The organism is Variovorax sp. DAIF25 (assembly GCF_050711835.1).
Lineage (GTDB): Bacteria > Pseudomonadota > Gammaproteobacteria > Burkholderiales > Burkholderiaceae_C > Variovorax.
In genome coordinates this window covers 5,569,133-5,580,733 of sequence record NZ_CP136636.1, presented here as the reverse complement: position 1 = coordinate 5,580,733, position 11,601 = coordinate 5,569,133, and the positions used below count along the sequence as shown (strand labels likewise).

Below are 11,601 nucleotides of genomic sequence, written 5' to 3'. Positions count from 1 at the left end.
TTTTCAAACCTGTATCCATTGAAAGAGATTTGATGTTGATCCCTCACCGGAAACTCGCGTTGCTGGCGCTCGCTGTGCTGGCGCTGCTGATCGGTCTGCCGTTTGACGTGCTCGCCCACGGCATCTCCGAAGCCGACCGCCAGCGCATGCTCAGCGGTGGCTACCTGCAGTACGTCGGTCTTGGCGCCACGCACATGCTCACCGGCTACGACCACCTGTTGTTCTTGTTCGGCGTGGTGTTCTTTCTCACAAACTTCAAGGACGTGGCCAAGTTCGTCACGGTCTTCACGCTGGGCCACTGCATCACCCTGGTGTTCGCGACCTACTTCAAGATCACGTGGAACTACTACCTGATCGACGCCATCATCGCGATCAGCGTCATCTACAAGGGCTTCGACAACAACGGCGGCTTCCAGAAGTACTTCGACATGAAGTCGCCCAACCTGCTCGTCGCAGTGTTCGGCTTTGGACTGCTGCACGGCTTCGGGTTGTCCACGCGGCTGCAGCAGTTGCCGCTGGGCGACGACAGCACCTCGATGCTGATCCGCATCCTGAGCTTCAACCTCGGTGTCGAGATCGGCCAGATCGCCGCGTTGGCCGTGATGGTCGCACTGCTGGCGCTCTGGCGTCATCGCCCGTCATTCCGGCGCTTCAGCTTCGCCGCCAATCTTGCGCTGGTCTACGCCGGCGTGTTGCTGCTGCTCATGCAACTGCATGGCTACCAGCACGACTCAGATCCCAACGGTTTCCGTTTCCCTGACCAAGAGCACAACCATGCGCACGAGGACATGGAGATTGGAAAGACTGCCGATCCTGGCAGGGATTCCCTCGACTAACCATCATCAAGAAAGGATGACTCAATGAAGAAAATCGCGATGGCCCTGGCCTCGTTTGCAGCCCTCGCCGGCGCTGGTTCCGCCATGGCTTCGGAGGGCGGCAGTTGCCACTTCCATGGCAACACGCCCGCATCGGAAAAGGTCGCGGTCGATTGCGCCTCCCAGCGCAAGGCCTCGCTGGTCAGCGGCGGCAAGCTCGACAAGAGCTGGGAAGCCGTGAAGGTGGAGAAGGTCGAACAGATCGACGGCAAGAAGGGCAAGGAGTGGAAGGTGAGCTTCAAGAACGCGGCCGTCACGGAAGCCGACAAGAGCACGCTCTACGTCTTCCTCAGCCTGCCGGGCAACTACATCGCCTCGAACTTCTCAGGAAAGTGAAGTCTGCATGGCCTGTGAGCGTGGCACATGCCGGCCCGCAGGCCATCGGAGATCGACCATGAATATTCAACGTCGCCGCGCCATGGGTGCGGCTGTCGGCCTCATCGGCGTTGCGCTCGCGGGCTGCGCCACCGTCTACGAGGGAAGGTATTCCTTCAGCGATGGCTGGCGCAAGGCGCGGGTCGAGGAAATTGGCGCCGCCTCGGCGCTGAGTCAGTCCTCTCTGAACGACTGTCGCAGCAGTGCGACGGCCGAACAATTGGCCACGCGGACGTACGCATTGCTGTCCTATGTGGACTTCAACCACCGCAGGACACGCATCGTTGCGTTGCCGCCTGAGGCGCGCTTCGAAAAAGGTGCGCCTGTCTATGTCAAGCTGCGAAGTTGCGCGGGAGACGTGGCGCCACAGATCGCCGCAACTTCCTGATCGTTGCCTGAATCGCCGAGAAAACTCCAAGGAATCAAGAAAAGGCGCTACATGCTGGACGTACTACGAAACAGAACCTACCGACACTTGTTCTTCGCGCAGGTGATCGCGCTGGTCGGCACCGGTCTCGCGACCGTCGCGTTGAGCCTGCTGGCCTTCGATCTGGCCGGCGCCAATGCCGGCGCCGTGTTGGGCACTGCATTGGCGATCAAGATGGTCGCGTACATCGGCGTTGCACCCATCGCCTCGGCTTTTGCCGAACGGTTGCCACGCCGCGCTGTGCTCGTCGCGCTCGACCTCGTGCGTGCCGTCGTGGCGCTCTCGCTGCCGTTTGTCACCCAGATCTGGCAGATCTACATCCTGATCTTCGTGCTGCAGTCGGCCTCGGCCGCGTTCACGCCCACCTTCCAGGCGACCATCCCCGATGTGTTGCCCAAGGAGGAGGACTACACGCGGGCGCTGTCGCTGTCCCGCCTCGCCTACGACCTGGAAAGCCTCGCGAGCCCTGCGTTGGCAGCGCTGCTGCTGACCGTCGTGAGCTATCACAGCCTGTTCGGTGGCACTGTCGTGGGCTTCCTGGCCTCGGCCGCGCTGGTTGTCTCTGCGGTACTGCCGAAGGCCAAGGTGCCACCAAAGCGCGGCATCTACGAACGCACCACGCGCGGACTGCGGATCTACTTGGCCACGCCGCGCCTGCAGGGCCTGCTCGCGCTGAACCTCGCGATTGCCTCCGGCAGTGCGATGGTGATCGTCAACACCGTGGTGATCGTTAAATCGGGCTTTGGCCTGACGCAGACTTCTACCGCAATGGCACTTGCTCTCTTCGGCGCGGGCTCGATGCTCGTGGCATTGGCGCTGCCCAAGTTGCTCGAACGGCTGCCGGAGCGGCGAGTCATGCTGAGCGGCGCTGGGTTGATCGCCGTCGGCCTTCTCGCGGGTTTTGTGGCCGCCACCCGGTATGCGGCATTGCTGCCACTGTGGTTCGTGCTCGGCTTGGGCTACTCGCTGGCGCAGACGCCGTCCGGGCGCCTGCTGCGGCGCTCTTCGCACGAAGAAGACCGGCCGGCGCTCTTTGCCGCGCAGTTCGCCTTGTCGCATGCGTGCTGGCTGATCACCTATCCGCTGGCAGGGTGGCTCGGCGCCACGGCCGGCGTGGCGATGAGCTTTGTCGCGCTTGGCCTGCTGGCGGGCGCTGCGGTATTGCTTGCGGCCTACCTTTGGCGCGAACAGGACACGGCAGAAATCCCGCACAGTCATGACGATCTGCCTCGCGACCATCCGCATCTGCAACAGGCACATTCAACCGGCGACGGCAGTGCACGGCATGCCCACGTCTACGTCATCGACGACGATCATCCGCGCTGGCCGTCGTAGCCGCGAAATCTTGCAAAAGGGGGCGAGCGGACATGATGGCTGCTTGGGTTGTTCCGCCGGGCTTGAGCATCCCCGGCGTGGGATCACACTCTAGGATTCGAACCGCACAGCTCGCGGTCGGATCGATGACATCTGCGTCATCTAACCGTCATGCATTCACCGCCTCCCTCCTACGAACACCGCCGAATAGCGGCTTCCTTGTCCGGGGCACAGACGAATGACCTTCTTCAGACCATGGCTCCTTCGAGCCAGCGCAGTCATCACTGGAGCCACCTTGATCGCCGTGGGACTCGGCGCTGCGTATGAACTCGCGGCGCAGAAACGTGCCATCGCGAATTTTCCGCCTCCGGGAAAGATGGTCGACATTGGCGGGCGCCGAATGCAACTGGAGTGCATCGGCACCGGTTCTCCGACCGTGGTATTCGAGGCTGGTTTGTCCATGGACGGGGCGCTCACCTGGGCGTTGGTCCACGAATCCGTTGCTGGATTCACCCGCGCTTGCACCTATAGCCGAGCTGGACTGATGTGGAGCGACCGTTCCAGTCGTCGACACAGCGCGATGCACGCGGCGGAAGACCTCAATGCGATGCTTTCGAATGCAGGCGAAAAAGGACCTTTCGTCATGGTCGGCCATTCATTGGGCGGGCCGTACGGCATGACGTACACCAAGTACTTCGGGGAACAGGTGGCTGGTCTCGTGCTGGTCGATGCGACGCACCCGGACCAGGTCCGCAGGATGAAACCCGTCATGACCGAACCAGAACCGAAACTGCTCCAGCTGGCAGCGCCGCTTGCCTGGACTGGATTGCTGAGGCCGTTGAGCCCTTCGCTTGTCCCACACGTGCCTGGCCGTCATCTTCGGGATACCGAGGCCATCAGAGCGTATGCGCCTCACTCCTTGTCTGCTTTGATGGCCGAAAATGATGAATTCGACGCAACCCTTGCAGAAGCGGGAACCTTCCGCCAACTCGGCTGCAGGCCACTGCAGGTGCTCACTGCAATGAAACCCTATTCGGCCGATGAGCTCGCAGTCATGAAGATCACTCCGCAGCAGGGAGAACAGGTTCAAGCTATCTGGCGAGCACTACAGGAAGAAATGGCGAGTTGGTCGTCCTGGAGCAAGCATCAATTGCTCGATCGCGTTGGCCATGACATCCAGGTCAGCGATCCGCAAGTGGTGGTTGAGGCTGTGCGCTCAGTCGTGGAGGCAGCTCGCAGCAATCGCTGCGATCCGTTCTTCTGGTGAAGTAGATAGCGCCCTGATCATCCTGATCGGGCTCTATGTCGGCCATCACGGTATTCAGTCGTTGCATGCTGCCGGTGTGGTCTAGAGCCGGAACGACAGTCAGTCCGCAGTGACCACTTTGACGTAGAGCTCGACAACCACCCAGCCGATCAATGCCGCGGCGCCGATGACCAGCAGCACCGATGCGACAGCCCGCTCGATTCGGCGAAATGCAGTCCGCATCTTCGAACGGCCGCCTGAAAGATCATCCGACAGGCGCTTCATACGAGCGATTGTTGATCGTTCTGCGCCCGATGTAAAAGCCACGTTGAACTAGATGTTTCTGTGTGCCTCACGGGGAGAAAGATCCCCTCCTGCGTCCTTGGCCGCCAGACTTTGACGACGGAAATCAGGAGGATCAGCGCCAGCATCGGAAGAAGAATCACGTCGGGCGCTACGCCGCACAGTGCTGTCCGAAGGTCAATGCAACTGCTCGACAAGCTCTTCCAACTCGACGAGCCCTGCGGCGCGGCATTCCGGATCCTGCGCGATGGCGAGCATGTCGGCGAGCACGCAGGCCACGCGCCAAGTCTGATTGAAGCTCTCGTTCATCTTCGCCTCGCTGCAGTACCCGGCGTGAACTGCAGCCCGATCGATGGGCCGAGGCCATCGGCGCAGGTCGAGCGCCGGGTGGCTGAAATACGCGTCGCCGAAATCGATGATGCCAGTCAACTGCCCGGTCTGCGGATCGACGAAGACGTGCTCGGGGCCGGGGTTGCTGTGCAAGGCCACCCAGGCGTCTGCGTCCGGCAAGGCGCGCGTCGCTAGGCGCGCCAAGGGCAACGGGTCGAGCGCGAACGGCCAGGGCTGGGCTGACCGCGCCACGGCTGCGACGGCGTCGTCGAAGAGGCTGCCGAACCGTGTGCGAACGTCGGCCGCCGTGTGATCGCCGGGGATCAGGCGCGCCTCGAACAAGGGTTGCTGAGGGAGTGCGTGAATGCGACGCAGCATGCGCCCCAGGTCAACCAGCGCACGCCGGCGGAGGTCACCGTCGAGCCTTGCCGAGTGCATCGGCACGCCGGGCATGCGCGTCATCAAGGTGTACCCGATCCCGGGTTCGGCGACGCCCCCACCGAGGACTCGTGGAACGCTTACGCCCTCCAGGCCTGCCAACTGCTCCAACAGGAAACGCTCCTTGGCCAGGCTCGTTCGCGCGCGCAGCTGTTGTGGTCTCTGAACCTTCAGGATCAGGCCGTCGTCGATCGCATAGGTGCGCGCCTCGCCGCCGCTCTCGTCGACGGCCCTGACGGCCTTCGCGTCCGCCGCATGCAGGCGCACGATCGCGAGTACCACGTCGGGATCGAGCACCGGATCGGCCGCGTCGGGTTGTATGTAGAAGTCCTTGCTCATGTCTGTCCTCCAACGTCAACGTTGATGCCAATCCCAGCCTGCCGTCTCCATGGCCAACAGCGCGGCGAAGCGCCCCTGGCATCGAATCAGCGCGTCCGGCGCCCCTTGTTCGAGGATGCGGCCGTCCTCGATCACGATGACGCGATCGGCCTCCCGCGCCGTTGACAGCCGATGCGCCACGATCAGAACGGCACGGCTCGAGTCGTGCGCATCGCGGCGCAGCGCGGCGCGGAACGCAGCGTCGCTGGCGTGGTCGATCGCGGCTGTCGCTTCGTCGAGCAGCAGCACGCGAGGCTGGCGCACCAGCGCGCGCGTGAGCGCGAGCAATTGCCGTTGGCCCGCGGACAACGCGGCGCCGGCCTCACCCGCGTCCAGGGGCGTGTCGTAGCCCTGCGGCAGTGCCTGGATGAACGCATGCGCGCCCGTTGCCTTGGCCGCGGCCTCGCAAGCAACCCGGGTCACGAGGACGTCGCCCATCGTGAGGTTGTCGAGCACGCTGCCGCTGAACAGTTGCAGCGTCTGCGGCACGACGCCCAGGCGCTGACGGCGTTCCTCGTCCGTCATGGCGCGTGGATCCGCGCCCGCCACGCGAATTTCACCGGACCAGGGCGCATACAAGCCGCCGGCGAGGTGCATCAGGCTGCTCTTGCCGGCGCCGGTGCGCCCGACCAGCGCGACGTGCTCACCTGCGCGAACGCTCAAGGAGACGCCTTTCAGCACGAGGCGATCGGCGACGTAGCCGAAGATCACATCCTTCAACTGGATCAGCGGCTCCGGTTCGCTCCTTGCCCGTTGCACGGAATGGACGGCCGGTGTTTCCTCGACCGGCAGCGCCAAGACGTGGAACACGCGCTCGGCCCCGGACAGCGCGCTCTGCACGGTCTGCCATTCCTCGCCCAGCGTCGTTATCGGCGCGAAGAAGCGGCGGAACAGCAGCACGAAGGCCGTGAGCGTACCGATGGAGACACCCCAGCCCGCCAGCGCGCCCTCGGCGCCTGCCCACAGCAGGCCGCAGACGATCAGCGACGCCAGGATGGCCATCAGCGGCGTGTAGACCGTCGAATAGCGTGTGGCCGCGAGATAGGCGTGTTGCGTGGCCTGCAGAGCGCCACGAAAGCGGTGCTCGAAGAATCCCGTTTGTCCGAAAGCGCGAATGACCTCCGCGCCACCGAGGGTCTCCACGAGTGCCGTGTTGACGCTTCCCACGGCCTCCCGGCTGGCTCGTTCTGCGGCCAATACCCGCAGCTGGAACCAGCGCGTGAACCACAGCAGGGGCGGCACGGCCAGTCCGCAGAGCAGTGTCAGCGCGGGACTGAGCACGAGCATCGTCACCGTGATCGTGACCAGTCGCACGAGGTCGGCAACAAGGCTCGCGATGCCCGACGAGAACAGGCGATCGATGGTGTCGATGTCGGCGGTGCAGCGACTGACGGTGTCACCCAGCGGGGTCGTGTCGAAGTAGCGCGCAGGCAGCCGTTGCAGATGGCCAAACAGGCGCGCGCGCAGGTCGCGCAACGCCCGTTGGGCTGCGATCGCGGTGCCGTATGCAGACGCGAAGCCCAACGCCTGCTGCGCGGCCACGACCAGCAGGTAGAGCACGCCCAGCCGCACCAGGCCGTCGCCACTGCCCACGGCCAAGTGGGCGTCCACGGCTTGCCGCACGAGGAGCGGCGGCAGCACTTCCAGCGCCGCACCGGCGAGCACGCAGGCTGCGATGGCCACGAGCAGGCGTCTCTGCGGCGCCAGCAGCGAGCCCACCTGGGCGGTCGTGAGTCCTCGGCGTGTTGCCGGTGCCCGCGATGGTTGTGTTGCCGTCATGCGTCCTCCGGCTGTGCCATCGCGGCCTGCGCCGCGTAGATCCGCGCATACAGGCCGCCCGCCAGCATCAGCTGCTCATGCGAGCCTCGCTCGACGATGCGTCCTCCATCCAGCACGATGACGAGATCCGCCTGCGGGAAGGCCGCCAACCGGTGCGAGCACAGGACGATGGTGGCCTGTCGCGCGGCCGGCGCTCCGCGGCCGAACTCCGAGCGCAGGCTGGCAATGATCTGTGCCTCCGTGGCGACGTCGACCGCCGAGAACGGATCGTCCAGCACCAGCAGCCGGGGTCCCGCCGCCGCCGCGCGTGCCAGCGCGACGCGCTGGCGCTGCCCGCCGGAAATGCGGATGCCGCGCTCGCCGATCTCGGCATCGACGCCGTGCTCGAAGCCCGCCACGTCCTGCGCAAGCGCGGCGATTTCCAGGGCGCTCATCGTGGCGAGGTCGGCCTGCTCACGCCCCATGGTGATGTTCTCGCGCACCGTACCCGAGAACAGGAAGGGCTCCTGCGGCAGATAGCCGATGTCACCGCGATGTTGTGCGGGCGCGTCGCCGTCCAGGGAGACGGTACCGCCGGCGAGCGGGTACAGGCCCAGCAGAGCCTTCGCCAGCGCACTCTTGCCCGAGCCGACCGGCCCGGTCACCGCCACGAACGCGCCTGCCGGAATCTCGAGCGAGACCTGGTTCAGTGCAGTGACGGCGGCGTCGGCGTTGCCGTGAGAGAAGCTCACGTTGTGCAGGGATACGGCGAGCCCTCGCTCGACTCGTGACGCCGGCTCGGTGAGGGTCGAGCACGGAGTCGTTCCGGCCAGGTGGCCGGCGCGAAACGAAGCGAACCGACGCTCGCCGCGAGCAGGCAGCGCCGCAGCGAGCAAGGGGGCGAACCGCGCGTAGGCTGCGCCGCCTGCTTGCACCGAGTTCACCAACTGCGGCACCCGGAATCCGCGCCCGGTGAAGCGCAGAAAAAGGTCCAGATAGGTCACGAACGCCCCCAGCGTCCACGCGCCTGCGATGACTTTTTCGCCGCCTTGCCACAGTACCAGCACGATGCCGGCCGCCATCAGCGTGGTGTAGACCGCGGGCAGGCCGGCGCGGGGTCGCGCCGCCGCGAGATTGGTGTGCGCCTGTGCATCTGCGAGCCGCTCGATCCGCGCCTGTGCGGCCTGCTTCATCCCCAGCAGCCTCGCGACGCGGATGCCGGACAGTTGCTCCTGCAGTCCCGCGGTCAACGCGCCGTTTGCTTGTCGAGCCGCCGTCGTGCGTTGGTGGATAAAGCGTCCGGCGGCCCAGGCCAGCACCATCGCGAAGGGCACGGGGATCAGCGCCTGCAGGGTCAACGACCAGTCCAGCACCAGCATGGCGACGAAGAACGACATCAAGAACAGGAGCGTGTCCCAGGTCTCGACGATCACCTCGCGGATGCCGACCCCCAGCACCTCGACGTCACCGACGACGCGCGCCATGGTGTCGCCAACAGGCGTGGCAGTCAGCTTTGCCATCGGCCAGGCGAGCACCCCGCGCAGCGCATCCGCGCGCAGATTGGCGCGGATGCGCGCGTTGGCCGTCATCAACCACCAGCGCTTGCCCAGTCGCGGCAGTTCCGTGGCCAGGGTTGCCGCGGCGAACAACGCGACGGCCTGCAGCAGCGTCGCGCGCGTCGCCTGGCCCTGCGCGAAGTGCGTCGCGGCGTCGATCGCGCGCCCGAGGCACACGGCGGGCAGGACCACGGCCGTGTTCATGACGACGCCTGCCAGGGAGCCGAGGACAAGCTGCCCAGCGGTCTGCCGGTAGTAGGGACGCAGTTTCCAGAGGTAGTGCGCCATGTCAGTCGCCTGCGTGCAAGCGATGCGATCGCAGATGGGCGATCACGGACTGGGCTTTCTCATATTTATTTTGTAGAGATAAAGACATGAATGTATTATTCGCTACATGACTCCGCCTGATGCTCCCGCCGACACCCGCGAATGGTTATTGCTGGTCGTTTCGTTGCCCACCCAGGGCGCCACGGCGCGCATGCGCATCTGGAGAGCTCTCAAGGCCATGGGGTGCGCGGCCTTGCGCGACGGCGCTTATCTGCTGCCGGGCACCTCGATGCACCGGGACGCGCTGCAGGAGCTGGCCGATGAATGCACGCGTGAAGGCGGCAGCGCCTGGCTCATGGCGATCGCGCCGGCGAATCCGGCCGATGCTGGTGCCTACCCACAGCTCTTCGACCGCAGCGCGGACTACGCGGCATTGACCAAGACCTGGAAAGAAACCGCGGCAACCCTGTCTTCGCTGGGCATCGCCGAGCTCACGCGCCTGCAGAAGAAGCTGCGCCGCGACTACGAAGCGCTCCTCGCGACCGACTTTTTCCCTGGCGAAGCGAGCCTCGAGGCCGAAGCGGCCTGGACCGATTTCAACCAACGGGTCGATCGCGTGCTCTCGCCGGACGAGCCGCACGAGACGGAAGGGAAGATCCCGCGCCTGGACATCGCCGACTACCAGGGCCGCCTGTGGGCGACACGTCGACGCCTGTGGGTCGACCGGGTGGCCAGCGCCTGGTTGATTCGCCGCTTCATCGATCCGGGCGCGCAGTTCGTCTGGCTTGCCAGGACGAGCGACTGCCCGCGCAAGGCGCTGGGCTTCGACTTCGATGGCGCCGCCTTCACCCACGTCGGGGAGCGAGTGACCTTCGAAACCCTGATGGCGAGCTTCGGGCTTGAAGAAGACGCGGCCCTCATGCGCATGGGCGCGATGGTCCGTTCGCTGGACATGGGCGCCAACCCCGTCGCCGAAGGCGCCGGGTTCGAGGCGGTGCTCGCCGGCGCGCGCGAGCGCCTGCCCGACGACGATGCCTTGCTCACCCAGATCGGCGGCGTGCTCGATTCGCTGTACGCACACTTCGGGCGCGAAGGCACGCGCGCCAAGGCCTGAAGCGGAACATCGACATGAACGACACCACCTCGAACGACATGACCAGCGCACCCGCCTCGACGCGCTACACCCTCTGGCAGCTCGTGCGCTACATGCTGGCCCTGGGCACCTGGGGGTTCGGCGGTCCCGTGGCACTCGCGGGCTACATGTACCGGGACCTGGTCGAGCGGCGCGGGTGGATCTCGGAGAGCGACTACAAGGAAGGGCTGGCGCTCGCGCAGCTGATGCCGGGCCCGTTGGCGGCGCAGCTCGCCATTTACCTGGGCTACGTCCATCACCGCGTGATCGGCGCGACGGTCGCCGGCCTGGCCTTCGTGCTGCCTTCGTTCTTCATGGTGGTGGCCTTGGGCGCCGCGTACGTCGCCTACGGCGGCATCGGCTGGATGCAAGCCGTGTTCTATGGCGTCGGCGCAGCAGTGATCGGCATCATCGCAATGAGCGCCTACAAGCTCACGACCAAGAACATCGGCAAGGACAAGCTGCTGTGGGCCATCTTCCTGGTCAGTGCAGCGGTCACGGTGATCACGAAGTCCGAGGTCGTCTGGGTGTTTCTCGGCGCTGGTGTGCTGGTGTGGCTGTGGCGCGCGCCGCCGAAGTTCGGCCGCAACCTCCACAGCTTCGCAGCGCCTATCGCGGCCTGGTTCGCACTCGACACGATCGACTGGCACAAGCTGGGCCAGATCGGCGCGTACTTCGCCTATGCCGGCACCTTCGTCTTCGGCAGCGGTCTGGCAATCGTGCCGTTCCTCTACGGCGGGGTGGTGAAGGAGTACGCCTGGCTGACCGATCGCCAGTTCGTCGATGCCGTCGCGGTGGCGATGATCACGCCCGGCCCGGTGGTCATCACCACGGGCTTCATCGGGTACCTGGTCGGCGGCTTCTGGGGTGCGGTGGTCGCGGCCATCGCGACCTTCGTTCCCTGCTACCTGTTCACCATCCTGCCGGCGCCGTACTTCAAGAAGTACGGCAAGCGCCGCGGCATCGTCGCGTTTGTCGACGGCGTGACGGCCGCAGCCATCGGCGCGATCACGGGGGCGGTGATCGTCATCGGACAACGCTCGATCACCGACTGGGTCTCCGCCGCGCTGGCGGTCATCACCATCGCGGTGCTGTGGCGCTTCAAGAAGTTTCCCGAGCCGGTCATCGTGCTGATCGCTGCGCTGGCCGGACTCGTTCTGTATCCCTTGCTCGGTCACCACTGATTCGGCCACTCCTGCAGG

11 protein-coding genes are annotated in these 11,601 nt (G+C 65.2%); 7 read left to right on the top strand and 4 right to left on the bottom strand.

Annotation, left to right across the window (positions count from 1 at the left end; all coding sequences use genetic code 11):
* The first annotated feature begins 59 nt into the window (after positions 1-59).
* The 5 genes from R0232_RS25720 (at position 60) to R0232_RS25700 (ending at position 4,258) form a co-directional block, all read left to right on the top strand.
* Positions 60-836, top strand: coding sequence for a HupE/UreJ family protein (locus R0232_RS25720; RefSeq protein ID WP_431509911.1), 777 nt, complete (start codon positions 60-62; stop codon positions 834-836).
* A 24-nt stretch (positions 837-860) separates the two neighbouring features.
* Positions 861-1,211: a DUF6488 family protein gene (locus tag R0232_RS25715; protein ID WP_431509910.1), complete on the top strand. Its 351-nt coding sequence runs from the start codon at positions 861-863 to the stop codon at positions 1,209-1,211.
* Between the two features lie 58 nt (positions 1,212-1,269).
* Entirely contained in the window at positions 1,270-1,638 is a 369-nt protein-coding gene (locus tag R0232_RS25710; RefSeq protein ID WP_431509909.1) for a hypothetical protein, read from the top strand.
* Positions 1,639-1,689: 51 nt separating this feature from the next.
* Positions 1,690-3,012 carry an MFS transporter gene (locus R0232_RS25705; protein WP_431509908.1) on the top strand — a complete coding sequence of 441 codons (1,323 nt, stop codon included), beginning with the start codon at positions 1,690-1,692 and terminating at the stop codon, positions 3,010-3,012.
* 283 nt (positions 3,013-3,295) lie between these two features.
* On the top strand, positions 3,296-4,258 hold the full coding sequence (locus R0232_RS25700; RefSeq protein WP_431512929.1) for an alpha/beta fold hydrolase: 963 nt from the start codon (positions 3,296-3,298) through the stop codon (positions 4,256-4,258).
* A gap of 99 nt (positions 4,259-4,357) precedes the next feature.
* On the opposite strand, the gene R0232_RS25695 is transcribed toward R0232_RS25700, so the two are convergent.
* The 4 genes from R0232_RS25695 to R0232_RS25680 form a co-directional block, all read right to left on the bottom strand.
* Entirely contained in the window at positions 4,358-4,522 is a 165-nt protein-coding gene (locus tag R0232_RS25695) for a hypothetical protein (RefSeq protein ID WP_431509907.1), read from the bottom strand.
* A gap of 195 nt (positions 4,523-4,717) precedes the next feature.
* Positions 4,718-5,647: a phosphotransferase family protein gene (locus tag R0232_RS25690; protein ID WP_431509906.1), complete on the bottom strand. Its 930-nt coding sequence runs from the start codon at positions 5,645-5,647 to the stop codon at positions 4,718-4,720.
* Positions 5,648-5,662: 15 nt separating this feature from the next.
* Positions 5,663-7,405, bottom strand: coding sequence for an ABC transporter ATP-binding protein (locus R0232_RS25685; protein ID WP_431509905.1), 1,743 nt, complete (start codon positions 7,403-7,405; stop codon positions 5,663-5,665).
* 56 nt (positions 7,406-7,461) lie between these two features.
* A complete protein-coding gene (locus tag R0232_RS25680) occupies positions 7,462-9,288 on the bottom strand; it encodes an ABC transporter ATP-binding protein (protein WP_431509904.1) in 1,827 nt (608 codons plus the stop codon).
* Positions 9,289-9,394: 106 nt separating this feature from the next.
* Between R0232_RS25680 and R0232_RS25675 the strand changes: the two genes are divergently transcribed.
* Together R0232_RS25675 and R0232_RS25670 are read left to right on the top strand one after the other, a co-directional pair.
* Positions 9,395-10,381 carry a chromate resistance protein ChrB domain-containing protein gene (locus R0232_RS25675; RefSeq protein ID WP_431509903.1) on the top strand — a complete coding sequence of 329 codons (987 nt, stop codon included), beginning with the start codon at positions 9,395-9,397 and terminating at the stop codon, positions 10,379-10,381.
* A 14-nt stretch (positions 10,382-10,395) separates the two neighbouring features.
* Positions 10,396-11,583 carry a chromate transporter gene (locus tag R0232_RS25670; protein ID WP_431509902.1) on the top strand — a complete coding sequence of 396 codons (1,188 nt, stop codon included), beginning with the start codon at positions 10,396-10,398 and terminating at the stop codon, positions 11,581-11,583.
* The last annotated feature ends 18 nt before the right edge of the window (positions 11,584-11,601 follow it).

Excerpts from the sequence above, each read along its gene's own strand:
- R0232_RS25670 (WP_431509902.1), top strand. The coding sequence starts at position 10,396 with ATGAACGACACCACCTCGAACGACATGACCAGCGCACCCGCCTCGACG.
- R0232_RS25705 (WP_431509908.1), top strand. The coding sequence starts at position 1,690 with ATGCTGGACGTACTACGAAACAGAACCTACCGACACTTGTTCTTCGCG.
- R0232_RS25715 (WP_431509910.1), top strand. The coding sequence starts at position 861 with ATGAAGAAAATCGCGATGGCCCTGGCCTCGTTTGCAGCCCTCGCCGGC.
- R0232_RS25675 (WP_431509903.1), top strand. The coding sequence starts at position 9,395 with ATGACTCCGCCTGATGCTCCCGCCGACACCCGCGAATGGTTATTGCTG.
- R0232_RS25680 (WP_431509904.1), bottom strand. The coding sequence starts at position 9,288 with ATGGCGCACTACCTCTGGAAACTGCGTCCCTACTACCGGCAGACCGCT.
- R0232_RS25690 (WP_431509906.1), bottom strand. The coding sequence starts at position 5,647 with ATGAGCAAGGACTTCTACATACAACCCGACGCGGCCGATCCGGTGCTC.
- R0232_RS25695 (WP_431509907.1), bottom strand. The coding sequence starts at position 4,522 with ATGAAGCGCCTGTCGGATGATCTTTCAGGCGGCCGTTCGAAGATGCGG.
- R0232_RS25710 (WP_431509909.1), top strand. The coding sequence starts at position 1,270 with ATGAATATTCAACGTCGCCGCGCCATGGGTGCGGCTGTCGGCCTCATC.